The organism is Halovivax gelatinilyticus (assembly GCF_024300625.1).
In the GTDB taxonomy this organism is placed as follows: domain Archaea; phylum Halobacteriota; class Halobacteria; order Halobacteriales; family Natrialbaceae; genus Halovivax; species Halovivax gelatinilyticus.
In genome coordinates this window covers 648,583-667,764 of sequence record NZ_CP101322.1, presented here as the reverse complement: position 1 = coordinate 667,764, position 19,182 = coordinate 648,583, and the positions used below count along the sequence as shown (strand labels likewise).

The 19,182-nt window shown below is 61.3% G+C and carries 21 protein-coding genes and 1 pseudogene; 11 read left to right on the top strand and 11 right to left on the bottom strand.

The genetic code is table 11. The annotated features are described in order from the left end of the window. The first annotated feature begins 193 nt into the window (after positions 1-193). Positions 194-583 carry a DUF5789 family protein gene (locus tag NKH31_RS03245; RefSeq protein ID WP_254863707.1) on the top strand — a complete coding sequence of 130 codons (390 nt, stop codon included), beginning with the start codon at positions 194-196 and terminating at the stop codon, positions 581-583. Here the strand turns inward: NKH31_RS03245 and NKH31_RS03240 are convergent. The 4 genes from NKH31_RS03240 to NKH31_RS03225 form a co-directional block, all read right to left on the bottom strand. Further along, complete coding sequence (locus tag NKH31_RS03240; RefSeq protein WP_254863706.1) at positions 580-1,341, bottom strand: hypothetical protein; 762 nt, start codon at positions 1,339-1,341, stop codon at positions 580-582. The two genes, NKH31_RS03245 and NKH31_RS03240, sit on opposite strands and share 4 nt — an antisense overlap. Before the next feature lie 58 nt (positions 1,342-1,399). After that, positions 1,400-1,930, bottom strand: coding sequence for an MFS transporter (locus tag NKH31_RS03235; RefSeq protein WP_254863705.1), 531 nt, complete (start codon positions 1,928-1,930; stop codon positions 1,400-1,402). After that, the gene (locus tag NKH31_RS03230) at positions 1,927-4,425 is read right to left on the bottom strand and encodes a penicillin acylase family protein (RefSeq protein WP_254863704.1); all 2,499 of its coding nucleotides are present in this window, start codon (positions 4,423-4,425) and stop codon (positions 1,927-1,929) included. The genes NKH31_RS03235 and NKH31_RS03230 overlap by 4 nt, the downstream gene beginning before the upstream one ends. Positions 4,426-4,521: 96 nt before the next feature. Further along, entirely contained in the window at positions 4,522-5,367 is an 846-nt protein-coding gene (locus NKH31_RS03225; RefSeq protein ID WP_254863703.1) for an SAM-dependent methyltransferase, read from the bottom strand. A 328-nt stretch (positions 5,368-5,695) separates the two neighbouring features. Here NKH31_RS03225 and NKH31_RS03220 point away from each other — a divergent pair, with 328 nt between their 5' ends. Both NKH31_RS03220 and NKH31_RS03215 read left to right on the top strand, forming a co-directional pair. Then, positions 5,696-6,232, top strand: coding sequence for a DUF7342 family protein (locus tag NKH31_RS03220; RefSeq protein WP_254863702.1), 537 nt, complete (start codon positions 5,696-5,698; stop codon positions 6,230-6,232). Continuing rightward, positions 6,233-6,679, top strand: coding sequence for a toxin-antitoxin system TumE family protein (locus tag NKH31_RS03215; RefSeq protein ID WP_254863701.1), 447 nt, complete (start codon positions 6,233-6,235; stop codon positions 6,677-6,679). It abuts the gene before it with no gap. 43 nt (positions 6,680-6,722) lie between these two features. On the opposite strand, the gene NKH31_RS03210 is transcribed toward NKH31_RS03215, so the two are convergent. The 4 genes from NKH31_RS03210 to NKH31_RS03200 form a co-directional block, all read right to left on the bottom strand. Then, positions 6,723-7,187, bottom strand: coding sequence for a hypothetical protein (locus tag NKH31_RS03210; RefSeq protein WP_254863700.1), 465 nt, complete (start codon positions 7,185-7,187; stop codon positions 6,723-6,725). A gap of 3 nt (positions 7,188-7,190) precedes the next feature. Next, positions 7,191-7,730, bottom strand: coding sequence for a DUF7342 family protein (locus NKH31_RS03205; RefSeq protein WP_254863699.1), 540 nt, complete (start codon positions 7,728-7,730; stop codon positions 7,191-7,193). Between the two features lie 491 nt (positions 7,731-8,221). Then, positions 8,222-8,617, bottom strand: a complete 396-nt coding sequence (locus tag NKH31_RS17795) for a DUF7718 family protein (protein WP_425492303.1) — start codon at positions 8,615-8,617, stop codon at positions 8,222-8,224. A gap of 82 nt (positions 8,618-8,699) precedes the next feature. Beyond that, complete coding sequence (locus tag NKH31_RS03200; protein WP_254863698.1) at positions 8,700-9,224, bottom strand: HVO_A0114 family putative DNA-binding protein; 525 nt, start codon at positions 9,222-9,224, stop codon at positions 8,700-8,702. Between the two features lie 392 nt (positions 9,225-9,616). Here NKH31_RS03200 and NKH31_RS03195 point away from each other — a divergent pair, with 392 nt between their 5' ends. From NKH31_RS03195 to NKH31_RS03170, 6 genes are all read left to right on the top strand, one after another. Next, positions 9,617-9,886 carry a hypothetical protein gene (locus tag NKH31_RS03195; protein WP_254863697.1) on the top strand — a complete coding sequence of 90 codons (270 nt, stop codon included), beginning with the start codon at positions 9,617-9,619 and terminating at the stop codon, positions 9,884-9,886. 440 nt (positions 9,887-10,326) lie between these two features. Further along, the gene (locus NKH31_RS03190) at positions 10,327-12,579 is read left to right on the top strand and encodes a BGTF surface domain-containing protein (protein ID WP_256547908.1); all 2,253 of its coding nucleotides are present in this window, start codon (positions 10,327-10,329) and stop codon (positions 12,577-12,579) included. Between the two features lie 208 nt (positions 12,580-12,787). Next, positions 12,788-13,600, top strand: coding sequence for a diadenylate cyclase DacZ (dacZ, locus tag NKH31_RS03185; RefSeq protein WP_254863695.1), 813 nt, complete (start codon positions 12,788-12,790; stop codon positions 13,598-13,600). Position 13,601: 1 nt separating this feature from the next. After that, positions 13,602-14,366, top strand: coding sequence for a mechanosensitive ion channel domain-containing protein (locus tag NKH31_RS03180; protein WP_254863694.1), 765 nt, complete (start codon positions 13,602-13,604; stop codon positions 14,364-14,366). A 191-nt stretch (positions 14,367-14,557) separates the two neighbouring features. Then, a complete protein-coding gene (locus NKH31_RS03175; protein WP_254863693.1) occupies positions 14,558-14,929 on the top strand; it encodes a helix-turn-helix domain-containing protein in 372 nt (123 codons plus the stop codon). Beyond that, entirely contained in the window at positions 14,926-15,375 is a 450-nt protein-coding gene (locus tag NKH31_RS03170; protein ID WP_254863692.1) for a type II toxin-antitoxin system VapC family toxin, read from the top strand. The genes NKH31_RS03175 and NKH31_RS03170 overlap by 4 nt, the downstream gene beginning before the upstream one ends. Before the next feature lie 171 nt (positions 15,376-15,546). Here NKH31_RS03170 and NKH31_RS03165 read toward each other — a convergent pair whose 3' ends face one another. Beyond that, a complete protein-coding gene (locus NKH31_RS03165) occupies positions 15,547-16,392 on the bottom strand; it encodes a nucleoside phosphorylase (protein ID WP_254863691.1) in 846 nt (281 codons plus the stop codon). A 55-nt stretch (positions 16,393-16,447) separates the two neighbouring features. On the opposite strand from NKH31_RS03165, the gene NKH31_RS03160 reads away from it, so the two are divergent. Then, positions 16,448-16,906 (top strand): DUF488 domain-containing protein, encoded by a 459-nt coding sequence (locus NKH31_RS03160; RefSeq protein ID WP_254863690.1) that lies wholly within the window; start codon positions 16,448-16,450, stop codon positions 16,904-16,906. Positions 16,907-16,913: 7 nt separating this feature from the next. Here NKH31_RS03160 and NKH31_RS03155 read toward each other — a convergent pair. Next, positions 16,914-17,093 (bottom strand): annotated as a pseudogene (locus NKH31_RS03155) (cytidine deaminase); the annotation flags it as partial. Between the two features lie 124 nt (positions 17,094-17,217). Between NKH31_RS03155 and NKH31_RS03150 the strand changes: the two are divergent. Beyond that, positions 17,218-18,159, top strand: coding sequence for a hypothetical protein (locus tag NKH31_RS03150; protein WP_254863689.1), 942 nt, complete (start codon positions 17,218-17,220; stop codon positions 18,157-18,159). Positions 18,160-18,747: 588 nt separating this feature from the next. On the opposite strand, the gene cdd is transcribed toward NKH31_RS03150, so the two are convergent. Continuing rightward, entirely contained in the window at positions 18,748-19,152 is a 405-nt protein-coding gene (cdd, locus tag NKH31_RS03145) for a cytidine deaminase (protein WP_254863688.1), read from the bottom strand. Between the last annotated feature and the right edge of the window lie 30 nt (positions 19,153-19,182).

Genomic DNA, 19,182 nt, shown 5'->3' with positions numbered 1-19,182 from the left:
CTCCATGGGAGCCAGAGGGTTTCGTAGTTCCGGTCTCGGCGCCGGGTTGTCCGTTGCTGACGTGTTACACGTTGTCACCGACCTCGGTCAGATCGCGAGTCGGAGGAATCGATCAGCCGCCGTCTCCCACAGACCGAGGGAGCCGGCTACTGCAGGCCCGTTCATTTCCAGTGGGCGGGGTGAATCGATCAGTATGACCGACGAATCGGCCGACCGAGAGCGCGCACAACGACGAATAAACGAGCGCAAGGCCGACCGGGCGGAGACGACGGAGTCGATCGTCGCCGACGTCGAGGCGCGCCTGGGAGAGGTCCAGTACCCGGTGACCGGCGAGGAACTATCTCGGGAGTACGCGCTAGACGAGATCGATCTCCCCAACGAGACCGAGTCGCTCGCGAGCGCGTTCGACCGGCTCGCCACAGACGAGTTCGCCTCGGAAGCCGAGGCACGCGAGGCTATCCTGGGCGAGATCACCGGTGAAGCAGGAGACCGACACGAGGCTAATGCAGAACGCGACCTCCAGGAGCTGGACGAATCGTCGCAGTCGGCGGTGAGCGATACCGGCGCCGACGGTGCCGATTAGACGAGCGCCAGCACGGTACCGTATCCGAGTGCCCCGGCCGCAAACGCCCAGTACCGGCTCTCGCGAGTCCGCGGCAGTTCGTCCTTGATCGCGTTGAAGACGATCCCGCCGGTCAGCAGGCCGAGCGCGACGGTGTAGGTGGCCGGATCGAGCGTCATCGCGATCCCGACTGCGCCGCCGACGAGGACGGCTCCGGCCAGGATCCACTCCCCGTAGGTCGCGTACAGCTCTCGATGGTGGGTGGCCATCGCCTCGTCGTTGCCGAACAGGTGCAGCGCCATCGCGACCGCGAAGAGCGCGGTGTTGTCGGCGCCGGTTTCACCCTGGACGAGCGCGTATCCGACGACGGCGTTGTATACGGCGAAGCCGGCGACGTGCACCCAGAAGACCGGCGCGTCGGAGACGGGGCCGAGATCGCGGGCGAACTCGTGACTTCGCGTGACGGTGGCCAGTCGTTCCAGCCCGTAGAACGCCGCGAGCCCGACGAACGCCACGGCGTAGACGTGTTCGGCGGCGAGCGTGAACGCGATGACGTCGACGCCGTCGATGGCCTCGCGTCGCTCGTCCAGGTCGGGAAATAGGTGGACGAACGCGTAGACGAGCGAGACGCCGCCGGCGAACGATAGCAGGGTCGGTCGCGTGGCCACCGGGCGCGGCAGGAATCGCGGAATCAGGTGAACGAGCGCGAGCAGCGCCAGCGATCCGGCGACGACGACCGATTCGGTGTCCGACGCGCTCGTTCCGACGACGGCGAGCATAGCCTCCCGTTCGACGGCCGTCGGACTCCTTCTTCGCCCGGCGACCGTCGGCCGGCGTTCAGTAGAGCCCGCGGACCAGCGCGCCGAACGTCGGGAGCCCGAGCGCGGCACCGACGGTCACGTACGTCGCGGGCGTCATCGCGAACGCGGCCATCGCGGGACGAAGGCCGAGGCTGGCGGCGAAGACGATCAGAACCAGCCCGCCGAATCCGAGTCCGGCGACGACCGCCCGTCGGAGCGACGGCGAGACGAACCCGACGAGCGCGCCGCCGAGGATGAGACCGATCCAGTGGAGCCAGGACAGGACCAGGCCGACGAGCACCGCCCCGACCAGCGCCACCCAGTGGTCTCGCGGGTGCGTCCGGGCCCGTACCAGCAGCTCCGACGGTCGGATCGGTCCGTCCGATGGATCGGATCGAACCGAGCGCTCGTCGTCCGACGGCTCGGTTCGCGCCGACGGCTCGCTGTCCGGTTCACGGGCGTCGCCGACGGCGGCGAAATTGTCGCCAGCCGGGACGTCGTCCTCGTCCCCGTCGTCGGTCGGTATGGCGTCCTCAATCGACTCGTCAGATTCCTCGTCTGCGGTCATCGCGATCCCTCCTCGAATGTGACGACTCGCTCGCCTTCGATCTCGAGCGGCGCCTCCCGGTAGCCCCCGTCGACCCACGTTTCGAACTGGTCGTCGTAGTGATCGGAGAAGTACTCGCCGGAGTTACCGCCGGGGAGGATCGTCCGAACGTCCCCGCCGGGTTCGGCCACCAGTCGAACGCTCGCGCCGATCGCCGATTCGCGCCGGTAGTTGTTCACCGTCGCCCGGGAACCGCCGATCGGTCGTTCGTCGTAGTTCAGAAACGACGCCTCGGTTCCGAACGGGTGTTCGATCGGCGCGGTCGTCTGGTAGTCGCCGAAGGTCTCCCACTCCTCGTTCTCGCGTTCGATGAGCGTCGATTCGAGGGCGCTGATCATCGTCTCCGATCGCGTCGCCTCGTCGAAGAATCCGCTCGTTGCGGGAAGGGTGGCGATCACCCAGTCGTTCGGGTAGTACGACTCGTCGAGACCGGCGTCGTCGAAGTGGGGCTCGCAGACGCCCGCTCTGAAGTGTTCGAACCACCGGGCGAACAGCAGCGCGGCTTCGGAGTCGGGAGCCATCTCGCCGTCCCACGTGGCGAGCGTCGAGGCGGCATCGACGAGTCGATCGTGATCGGTCGCCTCTCGCGAGACCGCCGCCGACAGTTCGGGAATCAGCTGGAGGGCGCGCGGGTCGACCCGATCTGTCTGGAGCGCGGCGTGATCGTCGACGCCCGTCTCGCCGTCGCCCGTGAGCGCGTCGAGTCGGTCGTATATCCGCTCGCCGCGGTAGGGGGCCGCGTAGGCCGTCCCGAGGTAGTGGTCGGGCTCGTCGGCGACGCGCTGATTCGCCGTGGCCAGGACGGCCGGATCGATCGCGTGTGGCTTCTCGTCGAATGGGACGAACCCGTCCCAGGAACTCTCGCCGTAGGGCTCGTAGCCTTCCCACTCGGCTTCGCCGGCCGACCCGTCGAAGACGCGGTCGCCCCGGACCGGCTCGCCGTCTTCGGTTCGGACCGGGATCTGTCCGGTCACGTAGTAGGCGGTCCGGCCGTCCGCGTCCGCGTAGACGAAGTTCTGCGTCGGCTCGTCGAACCGCTCGATCGCGGTGAGCGCGTCGTCTACTCCCTCGCTCCGACCGAGATCGTCGATGGCCCGCGAGGTTCGCGTCGCCGAGAGGCCGGTCCAGGCGACGCCGACGTGTTCGCCCTCGCGTTCGATCAACGGCCCGTGGACGGTCTTTCTGACCCTGATCGTCTCGTCATCTGCGTCGGCGACGGCGATCTCTCGCTCTTCGAGGTCGAAGTCGCGCCACTCGTCGTCGTAGTAGTACTGCTGGCGCTCGTCGTCGATCTCGTAGCGATAGCAATCGAGCACGTCCGCCCCGACGTTCGTGAATCCCCAGGCGCCCCGATCGTTGTAGCCGATGACGACGAACGGCACGCCGGGGAAGGTCACCCCGCGGACGTCTCGCTCGGGGGTCTTCACGTGCTGTTCGTACCACACCGGCGGCGTCATCAACAGGAGGTGCGGGTCGTTGGCGACGAGCGGTCGGCCGCTCTCGGTGTGCTCGCCGGCGACGACCCAGCTGTTCGAGCCAACGCCGGCGGGCGATTCGAACCGGGAGAGCCACGCGAGGAAATCGGTCGTGGCCGCCTCGCCGGCGTCGTCGCCTCCGGCGATGGCGTCGTCGCGCGCGCTGGTCGGTTGCCCGCGTCCGTTCGCCGGCCGGTCACGGACTGATCTCGGCTGAACGCGACTGGTCGTCGGCGTGCCTTCATCGTCGATGTCCGCCCCGCCGACGGTCCCCAGGCGATCGTCACCGGGTCGGAGGATCGGGACGTCGTGGTCGAGGTCGGGCGGGAAGAGTTCGTCCGTCACCTCGGATCCGAGGGCGTCGGCGACGCGCTCGCGGCGAAGCTCGCCGAAGTTGCCCGTCAGGCCCCAGGAGATCTGCTTTTGCATGAGCATCGTGTCGACGGGCGTCCACTCGGCTGGTTCGTACCCGAGGAGGTCGAACTCGACCGGGAGGGGCTCGTCCTCGATCGCCGCGTTCACGCCGTCGGCGTAGGCCTCGACGAGCGCGGCGTGATCAGTCTCGGAGAGCGCGTTCCAGGTGACCTCGGCCGCGCCGGCGAAGTCCATCCTGACGTGGAACGCGTCGTCGTCGACCATCTCGGGGCCGACGATCTCGGCGAGTTGGCCGCGCATCTGGCGGCGCTGGATGTCGAGCTGGAAGAGTCGGTCGATCCCGTGGACGTAGCCGACGGCGAAGTACGCCGCCGCCTCGTCGTCGGCCTCGACGTGCGGAATCGCCCACTCGTCGCGGTGGACCGTCGCCTCGCCGTAGGGGCTCTCGACGGCCTCCTCTGGCTCGCGATCGGCGGCCGTCCAGACGCTCCCCGAGAGCGGCGCGAACTGGTTTAGCAGCCGTCTGGCGTCCGAAGCCGCGAGCCCAACCGCTCCGGCGCCGAGTACGGTCGCCAGTATCGCGCGTCGCGTCGTCCCGTCGTTCACACCTAGGTGTAGGACTCCCGGGTATTAACGTTCAGTCTATCGGCGGGCCGAACGGCCTGCGATACCGGGAAGTGGACTCCAACCGGTACTCCCGGCTCACCGCCGTGGTGACGCCGCCATCACCGCCTGGCAGACGCCGATGCGCTCTTCTTCCAAGTTGCGAACGACGTTTCGCATCTTCTCGGCGGTGTCCGGACCCATGAGGGGGGTGAGTCCGACCGGTGTCGGCGCGTCTGCCGGTCGCTCGCTCATCTTCTCCACTTTCACTCTGAACCACGCGAGCGACTCGTCGGTCACGTCCCGCCAGACGATCTCTTCAAATCCTGCATCGACCAGCGATTCCGAGAGTTCGTCGACGGGGCGGAGGTGACTGATCGACGGGTCAGACGCCCACGGCACCGGGACGTGGGGCGATCCGCCGGACCCCGCGTAGATCTCGTGGAGCGCCAGCCGACCGCCGGGCCGGAGGACTCGGTGGAGTTCGGCGAACAGTCGACTCGTATTCTCGACGTTCGGCGCGACGTGTTGCAGCCAGACGCCGTCGAACCGCTCGTCGTCGAACGGCAGGTCGAGCGCGTTCGCCCGCCGAAACGTCACCCGATCGTCGAGGCCGACCCGTTCTGTGAGTGCGGTCGCGGTCCGGCAGTACTCGTCGACGAGGTCGATCCCCGTCACGCGACAGTCGAACTCGGCCGCGAGCGTCCGGGCCGGGCCGCCGACGCCACTCCCGACGTCTAGCACGGTTGAACCGGCGGAAAACTCGGCCAGCTCCGCGAGTTCTCTCGTCGCCTCGCGCCCTTTGATGTGGAACTCGTCGACGGCGGTGACGTCGTCGCGCGTGAGGGACGCGGGGTCGGTTCCAGCGCGTTCGAGGGCGGTGAGGATCGTCTCGTCCAGGTTGGGTCGGGCGTAGTTATCGATGATGGCTCGTTCGGATTCCATGGCGCTCACCGGAGTCGGTGCGTAGCGCTACGCGCGGACGGTGCTTGATGCTATCCGGTGAATTATGCTATCTGGTGAACTCTCACCGCGCGCGTACGCGACGATCTCATGAGGCGTCGATACTGGAGGTGAGATCCCCTTCATCGGGGGCCACCGTGTGGGTGGATTGAGCTTTCGTGTGGGAACTAGTCGGTTTTGCACGCGGCCACGGTCGTGACGCGTCAGTGGATCGGAGGCGGTGTCGTATTGGGTCCCGGGCACGCACACCAGAAACTCAAATATGTGCGAGTAACAAAGACATATTGCGGGTTGGGTCGTAGGTACGACCATGACCGATTTCGACCCGCTCCCGTCGGACGAGGCTATCGACGAGGTGCGCCGACGGTGGAGCGACGATACCGACACGTTCGATCGCGTCTACGACACCGTCCTGGGGATCACCGAACCGACGGCCTACGCGGAGATCGCGGAGATCGCCACCTGTTCCCCGAACGCGGCCAAGAAACACCTGGACCGTCTCGTAGTGATGGGAATCGCTCGGGCCGATCCGAGCGGTCGGCCCGCCCGATACGAGCGTAACGACGGCTACCTGGAGTGGCAGGAAGCGAGTCGGATCGCCCGCGATCTCACGATCGAGGAGATCATCGAGCGCGTCGCGGGACTCGAACGCCGCCGGTCGATGTACGAAGATCGATTCGGAACCGCCGACCCCGATTCTGTCTCGGTGTTCGAACGTGGTGACCACGACGCGATCCACGAACGGATGGAAGCGGTGAGCGAGTGGCAGTCGGTCGTTCGAGACGTTCGACTTTACGAACTCGCCCGTCAACTTGCACAGAACGACGGCCACCTCATTCCGGCGTAAATGGCGCCTCCAGCGAACGAGCGGCCGAATTCGACTGGACCGCCGGATCGGCAGAGGCTTCGACTGCTCGAGCGGTTCTTCTCGACGGAGCCGGCGATCACGACGACCGCGTTCGAACCCGACAGCTACGAGCCACGACTTCTCAGAGCGCAGGTCGATACCGATCGGTATCCGCCCGCGGTGTCGCGTGCCCGCATTGACGTACGGTGGTTCGAGAGCGGTGATTTTTCGTTTCACTACCTGGAGACGAGGACGGACGAACGGTGGGAGTGTCGCTGGGATCGCCACCCGAACGCACACAATTCGCGTCTGCACTTCCATCGACCGCCGAACGCGGACGAAGTTCGTGATCTGGCCTGTCAGTCGATACACCCGATAGACGTCGCGTCGACGGTACTCGCCGCTATCGACGAACGGATCGAACGGTGCTGGGAGGAGCGGGGGTAGTTGACGGGCAGAAATAACGGACGATTGTGTTCGCCGATTCTCGTTACGTGGCGTCGGTCCCCCGATCGGGTTGGGCGTCAGGGATCACGTTCTCGAGCAGCGCTTCGACGATTTCCCATAGAATCAGTGACGGCGTCTCGTGTTCGAATCGAACGGCTCGGCGTTCCGTGCCCGTTTCGCGCGTGCACTGAAAATGCGTCGGACCGAGCTCAGGGTGATCTTCGTCCTGGTACCACCCGGCGTGAAAGTTGGTGTTCGGATCGACGTAATCGACCCTGAACCAATCGTGTGGTGTCGACCGAACCCAGACGATCGTTACCTCCGGGTCGTCCGGTCCGGTCGGCGGATCGAGTCGATTCGGGTCGAACACTCCACAGAGAGACGTCGCTTCGACCGGATCTGGACGATACTCGACGGATTTGATGTGCGGTATTCGATCGAGGACGTCTCGCTTTAACTGGGTATAGAGGTGAGCGTTCGGATCCGTGCCCGGGTGCGGAACGGACATCGATCAGCGGTCCGCGCTGGCGCAGTTCGTTGCGGGTGCCAGAAAGTCCCACTCTCGGATGGCGAATCGAGCGATCTCGATGCGTCGCCGTAACACATCCCACTCGCGAGCGACTTCGCGCCGTCTCGAGCGCTCTTTCTCGGGGCGTGCGTCACCGACTGTGGCTCGAAGCTCGTTCGGTGACTCGACGTCGAACTCGGATTTCCACTCGTCGATTCGGTCGGAGAACTCCGCGAGGCGCTCTGTTAGCTCCTCAACGCTTCGATCACCGTCTCGCAATCTCGTCGCTTCCGTGATCGCCTGCTGGCGGTAGTCCGTCACGTACGTGACGTTCGAGCCGGTATCGTCGCGTCGGAGCGTGCCGACGTCGACGAGTCGTTCGAGGACGCGCCTGGTGGGTTCGTGCGACCAGCCGGCTTCGGATGCGACCCAGTTCGCCGTTCTGGGTTCGGTCAACTGGCGAGCGACCATCCGGACACGATCTTCACCCGTCGTCTGCCGTTCGAGAACGGTCGAATTCCCGTCGCGGTCGGCATCGTCCATGCGGGAGATTCGATCCGAATGTAGATATAGATTGAGGTCGATTCGTCCTATATCGAAGGTGTGGTGTTCTCAATGAGTTAGCGTCCTCGTTTCGATTCCAGCGGCTCAAATCGCAGAAGAACGCTTCAGTAGTCCGCTGTGTTGAGGGTGAACTGCTGAGAATAGTTCGGGTTAGCGGCCCCTTTACCGGAGGCCTCGCCAATGAGTTCGACAGTGAGATGATACGCTCGTAGGCCAGTAGTTCTCCAAACCGCTTCTTCTAGCACCTGTGGTGGTCGAAACTTATTTGTCGATACGGGGAGTAGTCTCGTAGAAGAACGGTTTCGACGTGACTATGAGTTTACGTGAGAACGATTCGATCGGTGCCCCTGAACACCTTGCAGCGGAGACGGATCGCCCAGCGAGTACGTTCCGTGCAGACCGACGAGCGTATCCGTTACCGGCACTATCCGACCTCGAGTTGGAACGGATCGATGACGAAGAGTCGCCATTCACCGACGATTAGGTAGATTCCACCGTTCGAACCCCCATTGTTTGCAGAACTGTTTGGTCAACCGTTCGTGATTCGCTCGGAAGTACTGTTCACAGAAATCGACCGCCCGGTTCACCGGGACGTCCGGGAACCCCCACGCACGCTGATCTGGTCCGTTCGGATTTGCAATATCCATGTGTAGACCCTCTGTACGAATGTCGTGGCCCTCTGCTGATTTCGGATTATGATCGAATCTGGCAACTCCGTTCCAGCGTTCAAGTGTACTGGGGCTGTGTGCAACATTGTACTCCAACTGGACGACAAACGAGAGGACTGCACCGTTTTCAATTTCGATGACCGACCGTATTCGCGTATACGGGAGGCGGATTGGTACGATGTACTCTCTTTTCCTCACGCACCAGCACCTATATTCCTTCAATACGATGACTATTTTAAAACTCTATCTATTCGCAAACCGTCGGCGTATTCAAGTTCGTTCAGACTAACGACTCGCTATCAGCGGGCCGAGGCGTCGAAATCTCGAGGGAGACCTCGATCGTTTCGTAAGGCACGAACGGCCGCTTTGCCCGCCCGGCCTGTTCGAAGTGGACGATGTCGTACTCCGCGAGTAGTTGCAGGTCGTCGTGGATCGACTTGACGTCGCGCCCTACCCGCTCGGCCAACTGGCGGATGCTGTCGGGCCGTTCGGCCATGATCGACCGGAGGAGTTCGATTCGCCGATCGGTGAGCAACGCTCGAAGATCGCTCGGGTTCTGGAAGTTGATGACGTGCGGGACTTCCTCACCAGCTTCCCAGCGCTCGATCCGGTCTACCGCGTTCTGCCGGTGTACCGCTTCGGGCTCGGACGTGAGTTGCACCACCGCAGGGAAGTCCTTGGGATCGTGGTCCTCGAGGAACCCCGCTTCCGCTTCGATATCGTGCATGGCGATCGCTTTGTCAGTAGAGTCAGTGTGCTCGCCATCGGTGGTTTCAGGCGTGTTGGTGTTGGGTTCGTCGGGCATGATGGTCACCGCTATCGGCGGTCGTCCGTCACATCGTCGACCGACGCTCCCTTTACTACGCTCGATTTTCGACCGCTCATATCAATCTCTACCAACCAGTAGCTATATATTATTTCACATTCTACCCGTACATGGAAGCCACGTGCTCACGACGCGCGGGGGCACGCACGAAAAATGCCCCGGGTGCGCCAACACCCAGGACGTGGCTTCCAACCCTAGAATGGAATTGAAGCCATGTTTGCGTATCCGCCCACGAGACAAAAAGGTCTCGCACGCCCGCGGTATCGACAGTTACGACGATGGTATGTTCTTCGCGACGCCGAGAACCCGCACGGACAGCGGCCACTCCCGGCGTCGTCCATCGGTCGCGTTCTACCTGCTGGGGTGGGTGGATGAGCGATCGAGACGCGGAATCGGCCTCGGACGCGACGCCAGCGGCGGCGTCCGACGACGAGGCGTCAGTCCTCGACCGGCACGACGGGGGGACTGTCGATCCGCGCGAGCTGGCGGACGTCGACATGGCTTCCGTGCCGGACGAGGCGCTGCCGACGGACGATCGGTGTCCGAAGTGTCACTATCCGGTGTTCGGAGTCACCTCCTCGGGGCCGGACGCACACGTCCTTTCACCCTGTGGCTGTCGGGTGATGGTGCTCGACTTCTGACGACGACCGCCGATTGACGCTGGCGATGTGACTGACGCTCAATGAAATAATTGTTCTTCGCGCGTGGGTAAGCCGCTATTGTCGACCACCCTTCGAGCGAAATCGCTATGGCTCATCGGCCGAAATCGCTGTAATATCGGACTACCGGAACTGTTCAACGCCCCGACACGGAATAGGGTATATAAATGGCAGTCGCTGGAAAATCCCAAACCGATGGAAATACGCCGATTTCGGGGGTTCTTCGGGGGGTAACACCCGCTTACGCATCATCAGGACTGACAATCCGAAACTAGAAAACTTATTACGGGTCGTTAGTAAGGATAGGGTACCCCTACCCGGGAGGCCGATAAGCGAATCCACCCGCGCCGGGCTGGTGGAGACGTGAACGCTACCCGGTGCATCGACCGCAACACGCGAACTAACACAACATAACATAATACATGACACGCAATACGACATCATTCCGCGAAAAGGGACAGGCAGTGTTCCTGGCCGCGCTTATGGTGCTGTCCGTTGTTGCTATGTCGGCTGCGTTTGCCGGCTCCGTTGCCGCAGATGATGACCCAGTCACCATCTCGGACGGCGACAACTTCTACGAAGGCGAAGTGGTAGAGTTCGATCAGATCAATGAAGAAGCCCTGTCAGATGACGGGGTTGTTGACGTCAGCGAAGTCGATGGCGATCGAGGTACTGAACTGAGCATCGACGAAGGCGTCGCTACGCTGAACACGGCCAGCCAGTTCCTCGGACCAGGTACGTACGAGGTCAGCCACGATGGCGAAACCGCTGAAATCGACATCCGTGGACAGACCATCGTCGCGACCGCGCTTGACGAATCCGTCGCACCTGACGGTGACGCAGACGTCTCGATCGAGTCCGACCGCTCCGGCTACGACGCTGAGATCACCAGCGAAGACTTCGACGCTGACGATCTCGCAGGCATGATCGAAGGCGCTGATCTCGGAGAGGACGCGGACGGTAATGACGTTGCAGTTGTCGCCGATCTCGGCAACGACGAGACCGTTAACGTTGACTTCGACGAAGTCGCAGCCGGTGAATACAACTTCACCGTGAGTGCTGCCGACACCGTCGCTGAGGATGACTTTAGCATCGAGGTCCTCGATGAGGACGATGCGCACGTTAGCTTCTCCGGCACTGGCGTCGCAGAGGGTATTCTCGGTGACCAAAACACGGTGACGCTCGAACTCGATAACACCGACCGCGCAATCCTATCGATTGACTGGACGCCTGAAGGCGAAGATGACCCAATCACGGTCCTCAAAGGTGAGCTCACGGGAGCTGACGACGATGAGGATGTCGAGATCGATATCGACACGACCAAACTCGGAACCGGTGATGACGATGATATCGCCACGACAGAGAACGGTAACTTCGAAGTCACTGAAGGTGCAGACTGGGACGCAGCAACCCAGCTCGAAGTCTACAACGAGTGGACCAACAGCTTCGACATGAACCTGTACCACGAGGACGAGGATGACCGCCACGACCGCGGTGTCTTCCGCTTCAGTAACGGCGCCATCGAGGACGTCACCACTTACGTCGTCAATGACGACGATGTTGATACCCTCGATGAGTACGGAGCCGAAGCTGACGGCACGGTCGCTGCAGGCGACTACGTGGCAGTTGAGATCAAAGGCAACGGATTCTTCGCTGTCGATAATCCGTTCAACCTTACCGTCGTACAGAACAACGCTGGATTCAACGCGGAACCAGAGAGTCTTGACGTTGATGAATTCGATGAGTGGTCCGAAGATGACGAACGAGCCGTTATCTTCTTCGAGACCGGTGAAGAAACCGGTGCTGAGGAAGGATTCGGCTTCGACGTTGACCTGAACATGGTCGCTGACGCCTCTGAGGAAGCTTTCGATGAGGCGAACCCGTACGCGGCTGAAGCCCAGTCCTTCGAGGACATGTTTACCGTCGAAGAGCGAACGCTCGCCTTCGATGAGGAACTCTTCGAGGTCGCTGCCGACGAAGGCCAAGAGATCACCGGCACTTCGAATGCAGCACCTGGTGCAATCATCGAACTTGAGGCGGAAGCAGGCGAGCCACACCCGTTCTACATCCCAGCTGATACGGAAGTCGAAGCAGATGGAACGTGGACGGCTGCAATGGACTTCAGCGGACAGATTGAAGACGTTGAATTCGACCTCTCCGCGGCCGAAGTCGATGGCCCATCTGCGCAAGCCGAAGGTCTCATCGGAGAAGTCGGTGACGACCCATTCCTCGGCATCTCCGCTAACGCTCCTGCGGAAGTCGAGACTGGTGACGACGCCACGCTCGACGTGACGATCACCAACACCGGCGCTGGAACGGCCGAAGGTACGGTTACGGTCACCGTCGCTGGTGAGGAAGTCGTCTCCGAGGACGTTGAACTCGAATCCGGCGACTCGACCGACTTCAGCCACGACTTCGACACCGCCGCCGAAGGCGACATCGAGTGGGAAGTCGAGACTGACGACGACTCTGACTCCGGCGTCCTGACCGTGGCTGACGAAGAAGAGCAGCCACCATCCGACGACGGACAGGACGACGAAGGTGACGACCACGCGCCTGAAGATGACGATGACGACGACGATGACGACGATGACGGAACGCCCGGCTTCGGCGTCGCTGTCGCCCTCGTCGCGCTCCTCAGCGCTGCCATGCTGGCCCTGCGCCGCATGGACTAAGTCGACACGCTAAACCATCGGAGTATTCCTCCGACCCGCGGTGCGATTTCATTTCTTCGAACGCTACGCCCCGTAGCGACGGCCATCGACGCACAGTCGCAACTACTTAGACGCCGACTCTGATTCTCTCAGAAGGCCCACAGTTGCACGACGCTCGTCAGACGACGCTCCCAAACGCTTATTCGAGCGCAACCGGGTTGTAGTACCAATGGACGGGTTGGACGACGTATTCGGGGATATCTACGAGAACGTCGACGCGCTCGTGTTGTTCTCCCCGAGCGGGTCGTACTACGAGCGATTCGCCGACCTCGAAGACCTAGACATCATCACCATCGGCACCGACAACACCGTCGGCGCCGATCCGTTCGTCGAACTGCCGCTCGAATTCGCCGACGTCACGGAGCGGGTGCGCTTCGGTCTCGAAGGCGCGCTCGAACAGGGCGTCATCGACGACGGCGACGTCCTCGCGTGTGCGACGAGCGTCTTCGACGACGGCATCGACACCGTCTCGCGCGTACGCGCCGACGCCGACGACCAGCACGGACTCTACGGTCTCTTCGCGAAGTCGCGAGCCGATCCGGAGGTGATCAAGGCCGTCCTCGAAGTCGCGATCAACCTCGGAAAGAAAGGACAGAAGGGTAAACCGGTGGGCGCGCTGTTCGTCGTCGGCGACGCGGGGAACGTGATGAACAAGTCCCGCCCGCTGTCGTACAACCCGTTCGAGAAGTCACACGTCCACGTCGGCGACCCGATCGTGACGGTCATGCTAAAGGAGTTCTCGCGACTCGACGGGGCGTTCGTCATCTCCGATTCCGGAAAGATCGTCTCCGCCTATCGGTATCTCGAACCCGCCGCGGAGGGCGTCGACCTGCCGAAGGGTCTGGGCGCCAGACACATGGCGGCCGGGGCGATCACCCGCGATACGAACTCGATCGCCGTGGCCCTCTCCGAGAGCGACGGCATGGTGCGGGCATTCAAAGCCGGTGAACTAATCCTGGAGGTCGACCCGGAGGCGTATTGATATGGACGCACAGGCGTTCGTCGAGGAACCGGCCGTCATCGCCGTGGCCGTCCTGGTACTCGGCATCATCGTCGGGTTGATCGTCGGCCGGTTGAACAGGGAGTTGCTGACCGCCGCCGGCGTTCCGGACGCCGTCGAGGGGACGCCGTTCGAGCGAAGCGCCCAGAGCCTCGGGACCTCGACGGTGCAGATCGTCGCTCGCCTGAGCTCGTGGTTTATCTACGGCATCGCGGCGCTGACGGCGATCCACATCGCCCAGTTGCTCGATACCGATCAGTTCTGGGCGGACGTGACGCTCTTTCTCCCGCAGGTGTTCATCGCCGTCCTCGTCCTGGTCATCGGGTTTATTATCGCCGATAAGGCCGAACTCGTCGTCGGCGAGTACCTCCGAAGCGTCAAGCTCCCCGAGGCGTCGATCATCCCGAAGGTGGTGAAGTACTCGATTCTCTACGTCGTCATCCTCATCGCGCTGTCGCAAGTCGGCGTGCACGTCACCGCGCTGATGATCCTCCTCGTCGTCTACACGGCGGGTCTGGTCATCGTCGGCGCCTACGCGTTCAAGGACTTTCTCGTCTCGAGCGCGGTCGGGATCTACCTGCTGCTCAATCAACCGTACGGCATCGGCGACCGCATTCGCGTCGGCGACCGATCGGGTATCGTTCAGGAAGTAGACATCTTCGTGACGATCGTCGAGTCCGACGACGAGGAGTACGTCATTCCCAACCGACAGGTGTTCGAAGAAGGGATCGTGAAGGTCAGAGAGTGAGTGGTCGCCCATTCCGATTCATACGAGGTCGCTTTTCCGAGAGCGGATAGGGGGTCGCGTGGCGGTCGATTCGTCTGTTCGACATCCTCCACTCGATGTCGTCGGTTTCCGTTGCAAGGGATAGGTGCTGCTCCGTACCCGGTACACTACGAAGGGCACAACTTAACACCTTACACTACGAAGTGAGTGGTATGAGCGAACGGAACGATCGTGGAACGTTCTCCCAGACCGTCAGTGACGAGTCCCTTCTCGCGTACTTTTCACGTGCCGATCGCCCGTTCCAGACGGCACGATCAATCGCTGACCACTACCACCTCGATCGGTCGCAGGCCTACCGACGGTTGCAGCAACTGGCCGACGACGGCGCACTCGAGAAGGCGAAGGTCGGTGGTCGTGCCGTCGTGTGGTGGCTTGCCGACGGCGAAAACGCGTCGAAACCGTCCGACGTGAACACCGATGATCCGATATTCGAACGAACGACCTTCGAAGCTGGTGACCCAGCGGACACATCCGAACGTATCGATGAAATTCTGTACGGCGGGGCTGTAGGCAACCCCACATGAGTTCGGGAACACCGGCTCCCTTATTCGTCGATACGGGCGGTTTCTATGCGGCCTACGTCGAAGACGACGATAACCATGCGCGGGCGGAGGCGGTGTTCGATGTGATTCAGGGGGGCGACCAGTTCGGGCCGGTGTTCACGAGCCGGTACGTACTCGCCGAACTCGCGACGGTAATCCTCTATCGGAAGGGCCACCGCCAGGCCGTCTCGACGCTGGAAGAGATTCGTACCTCGGAAACGATCAACGTATTACCCGTCGACGAGACGACCTTCGACGCAGCACACGACTGTTTTGTTCGGTACGACGATCAGAAGATCGCATTCTTCGATCACCTGGGCGGTGCAATCGCCCTTCAATACGATATCGGGCACGTTTTCACCTTCGATCCCGACGACTTTCGAACGCTCGGATTCGCCGTCGTTCCTGACGACACCGCGATCGCGTAACTCTCTCCGAAACCGTCGATGGCGATACCCGGTTTCTGCCAAAACCCGTCGTCGAAGGGTAGACGCTTGATTGAGGAGAACCTTATCGTAGTGTTTCCCTCAACTAATTCGACCCAGGGCCTGTTCCACCGCGCGTCTCTGTCACTCGTCTCGTCGTATTGTGTTCGTTCCTCACTCGATCGAGAGCCCGGCGTGCCAGCGATCGACGCCGGCCTCGGCTTTCCGCTCGTCCATCCGGCGGAGTAGATGAATAGCGAGCGAGGCGGTTTCGGCGGCTCTCGATTCGCCGGTCACCGAGAACTCGCCGCCGTCGCGGTCGGCGTAGACGGTACAGACGGCGCCCGCCCGCAGACCGTACACGTTCGCGAGCGTGAGGATTGCGCTGGCTTCCATCTCGACGTTGGTGACGTTGACGGCCTGGAGCTCCTCGACGAGCGTCTCGGAGCCGGCGGCCTCGAAGCCGTCGAGTCCCGATCGACCCTGGCCGGCGTAGAAGGAGTCGGTGCTCGCCGTCAGGCCGGTGTGATAGTCGTAGCCCAGTCGCTCTGCGGCGGCGACGAGCGCGCTCACCACCTCGTAGTCGGCGACGGCGGGGTAGTCTTCGCGGACGTACTCGTCGCTGGTTCCCTCCTGACGGACCGCGCCGGTCGTGATGACGAGGTCGCCGACGGAGACGCCCGGTTGGATGGCCCCGCAGGAGCCGACGCGGACGAACGTGTCGCAGCCGACGCGGGCGAGTTCCTCGACGGCGATCGCCGCGGAGGGACTGCCGATCCCCGTCGAGGTGACCGAGATCGGCGTGCCCTCGAACGAGCCGGTCGCGGTGCGGTACTCGCGGTGGTGGGCGACTTCGGCGTGGTCGTCCCAGCAGGCGACGACTTTCTCGATGCGCTCTGGGTTGCCCGGCAGGAGGACGCGGTCGGCGACGTCGTCCGGACCGACTTCGAGGTGGTACTGAACCTCGGCGTTCGGGTCCTCGCTGTGGGCGCGGTGGGGTTCGGAGGCGTCGTCGGTCATGGTGGCGAGATTTCTCGCCCCGGTGTATATACTTGCCCCGGACGAACGTTCGGTGATGGCGGATTCGAACGCAGGTACCGGGTCGCTTTTTGACACCTACGTCGCCGCGCTCCAGCACGACCTCGCGGAGTTGCCACCGGAGACGACGCGCGTCGGCGTCGTGTGCAACCCGACGCCCTGGTTTCACGCCGCCGTGGACGAGAACGTCCCCGCACTCGGCCCGCCGCGCGAACTCCTCGAGGAGACGAAACGAGCGGAGGACGACCTCAAACGGGGCGGGATCTGTGGCGAGGAGGCGCACAACGCCGCCTGGGAGCAAACCGGTTTCGCCGAGCGATACCGTACCTACCTCGAATCGTCGGACACGGCCGGTGAGGCGATCGATGCGCTCGTAGAACGACTACGAAGCGGCGAGTCGATCACGCTGGTCTGTTTCGAGAACACGGCGAAAAAGCGCTGTCACCGGACGATTCTACGAGATCAACTCGAATCCGCCCTCGAATCGATCGCGTAGCGCCGTTTCACTTCAGGTACTCCTGGCTCATCGCTGCGGGAAGCCACTCGCCCAGGGTGTACTCCGCAACGATCGGTTCGCCCGATTCGTCGTCATCTTCGTCGCAGCCGACGACGAGATCCGCCTCGCAGAATTCGGCGAGCCTCTGGCGACACATTCCACAGGGAGTCACGCCGTCACGCTGGTCGAGAGTGTTTGACGAGACCGTTTGTATCTATCGATAGTCGAGAACGAGCAGGAAGTAACCGAAGGTTAGGGCCAATAGAAATCACAATGGGAATTATTATATAGTTGTTGCTGAAATTGGATGTATGCAACGAAGAAAAATACTTCAATCAATCGGTTCGGCGTCGATCGGAATCGGTTCGGTGAATTCAGCTAGTGCAGAGACTAGCGCTGATGATACGAGTGACGTGACTGTCGAATCATTCGACGGCCATACTCGTCAGCGTGTCCTTACAGATGCGTTTTCCGACGATGCGTTTCAAAAAATCGAATCCCATAACGAGTCACGTGGGTGGCAGATTCTGGAAGACCAAATAGAAGCGAGACGAGTTACAAATACGGAATCCGGTGGCTTTTACGATCTTATCGTCGCCGACGCTGAAAGAACGATACCAGGACGACAGATCGTTGCTGACGAAGAGATGGTCGTTATCTGGATCGGGAACGACACAGTGGGCCTAGATTTACCACAGAATACGGTTGCTCATCACGTCCGAAAAATTCCTACTCCGAACAATGAACGCAGAAAGCGAGCCACTGGTTTGTTCGGTTGGGATGAGATCTCGGTAATAACGTGTGATGATGGAACGATTAGCGTTCGGGATCGAGAGTTCCGAGACGATGCAATTGCAACAGACTCCACTGATCTGGGTTCCAATTCAACTGACCCAATTGAGGGGCCTGGCGATGGTGGAGACGGTTGTTGCAGGGTCGATGTTGAGATCGGGTCTGATGCTAAGTGGGGCTGTACGGCATTAGCGATAGCTACTGCAGGTTTTGCTGGGTTGGGATGTAGTGCTTGTATTTTTGACCCTTCACGAATTACGTGTGGTTCATGTTTAATTGGGGCAGGACTTGCTGGCATTTCGACTGTTCACTGTTTCTCTAGTACAGTAACTGTCCAAGAGGATGTTGAACAAAGTTGGCTTCTGGAACAGGATTTCAATTGCTCCGACTTTAGTGTAGCCAATGATGACTCAATGAGGGTTTCGGAGGGCTTCTTTAACGAAGAACTGCCTAGGTGCTGATGGTGTTAGGAATGCAATCCAAACGTGTGAATGAAATCGCTCGGATCGGAGTTCCCGCATGGTAGCTACGGATTTCACTATATTCGGGTTGCTAATTATACTATATGTATCATTAATATTATTAATATTGGTTGAAATCATAGGGAGTGCAGATCGGATGGAAATTTATGGATGGATATTCTTCATACTTACTTGGGCGTTCTTATTGATGATATTAGTTGTCAACACGAGGCCGATCTCGCTGTCAACGATTCAGTTAGCCAGTCTCTATTGCGTGACAACCATCGCTGGTATCGTGACGTTCGTGTTGCACGAGGGCTCAGCAACGTCGGATCTGCGCCTTTCGAAAAGTGAGTAGGCCTCTTACGCTAGTACTGACGTGCTGAAACGCCTGTTGGAACGGGATAATGTTGTCCGACGCGTGTCATACCTGGTACGCGAGAAATATCGTCTCTGACACTCTTTTGAGGAACGTTTCGATCACGCTGGTGTGCTTCGAGTCCACGGCGAAAAAGCGCTGTCACCGGACGATTCTGCGGGATCGACTCGAGAACGTGATCTAGTACATTCACCCGACCGAGTACCGTCTCACTCCAAGTACTCCTGATTCATCGCCGCCGGGAGCAACTCGCCCAGGGTGTACTCCGCAACGATCGGTTCGCCCGATTCGTCGTCACCCTCGTCGCAGCCGACGACGAGATCGGCCTCGCAGAATTCCGCGAGCGTCTGGCGACACATTCCACAGGGGGTGACGCCGTCACGCCGGTCGGAGCTGACGGCCAGCCTGGTGAACTCGCGGTGGCCGTTCTTGACGGCTTCGGCGATCGCCACCTCCTCTGCGTGGAGGCTGTTCGAGAAGTTGACGTTCTCCAGGTTACAGCCCGTAACCACCGTGCCGTCGGCCGTTTCGAGTGCGGCTCCGACGCGGTACTCGGAGTAGGGAACGTGGGCGGTTCGCTGAATCTCGCGCGCGCGTTCGACGAGGTCGTTCATACCCGTGTATACTCTCGAAGCGTCATTGGC

Bases quoted from the DNA above. Each gene is read 5' to 3' on its own strand.
- NKH31_RS03245 (WP_254863707.1), top strand. From the start codon at position 194: ATGACCGACGAATCGGCCGACCGAGAGCGCGCACAACGACGAATAAAC.
- NKH31_RS03240 (WP_254863706.1), bottom strand. From the start codon at position 1,341: ATGCTCGCCGTCGTCGGAACGAGCGCGTCGGACACCGAATCGGTCGTC.
- NKH31_RS03235 (WP_254863705.1), bottom strand. From the start codon at position 1,930: ATGACCGCAGACGAGGAATCTGACGAGTCGATTGAGGACGCCATACCG.
- NKH31_RS03225 (WP_254863703.1), bottom strand. From the start codon at position 5,367: ATGGAATCCGAACGAGCCATCATCGATAACTACGCCCGACCCAACCTG.
- NKH31_RS03220 (WP_254863702.1), top strand. From the start codon at position 5,696: ATGACCGATTTCGACCCGCTCCCGTCGGACGAGGCTATCGACGAGGTG.
- NKH31_RS03215 (WP_254863701.1), top strand. From the start codon at position 6,233: ATGGCGCCTCCAGCGAACGAGCGGCCGAATTCGACTGGACCGCCGGAT.
- NKH31_RS03210 (WP_254863700.1), bottom strand. From the start codon at position 7,187: ATGTCCGTTCCGCACCCGGGCACGGATCCGAACGCTCACCTCTATACC.
- NKH31_RS03205 (WP_254863699.1), bottom strand. From the start codon at position 7,730: ATGGACGATGCCGACCGCGACGGGAATTCGACCGTTCTCGAACGGCAG.
- NKH31_RS03200 (WP_254863698.1), bottom strand. From the start codon at position 9,224: ATGCCCGACGAACCCAACACCAACACGCCTGAAACCACCGATGGCGAG.
- NKH31_RS03195 (WP_254863697.1), top strand. From the start codon at position 9,617: ATGAGCGATCGAGACGCGGAATCGGCCTCGGACGCGACGCCAGCGGCG.
- NKH31_RS03190 (WP_256547908.1), top strand. From the start codon at position 10,327: ATGACACGCAATACGACATCATTCCGCGAAAAGGGACAGGCAGTGTTC.
- dacZ (WP_254863695.1), top strand. From the start codon at position 12,788: ATGGACGGGTTGGACGACGTATTCGGGGATATCTACGAGAACGTCGAC.
- NKH31_RS03180 (WP_254863694.1), top strand. From the start codon at position 13,602: ATGGACGCACAGGCGTTCGTCGAGGAACCGGCCGTCATCGCCGTGGCC.
- NKH31_RS03175 (WP_254863693.1), top strand. From the start codon at position 14,558: ATGAGCGAACGGAACGATCGTGGAACGTTCTCCCAGACCGTCAGTGAC.
- NKH31_RS03170 (WP_254863692.1), top strand. From the start codon at position 14,926: ATGAGTTCGGGAACACCGGCTCCCTTATTCGTCGATACGGGCGGTTTC.
- NKH31_RS03165 (WP_254863691.1), bottom strand. From the start codon at position 16,392: ATGACCGACGACGCCTCCGAACCCCACCGCGCCCACAGCGAGGACCCG.
- NKH31_RS03160 (WP_254863690.1), top strand. From the start codon at position 16,448: ATGGCGGATTCGAACGCAGGTACCGGGTCGCTTTTTGACACCTACGTC.
- NKH31_RS03150 (WP_254863689.1), top strand. From the start codon at position 17,218: ATGCAACGAAGAAAAATACTTCAATCAATCGGTTCGGCGTCGATCGGA.
- cdd (WP_254863688.1), bottom strand. From the start codon at position 19,152: ATGAACGACCTCGTCGAACGCGCGCGCGAGATTCAGCGAACCGCCCAC.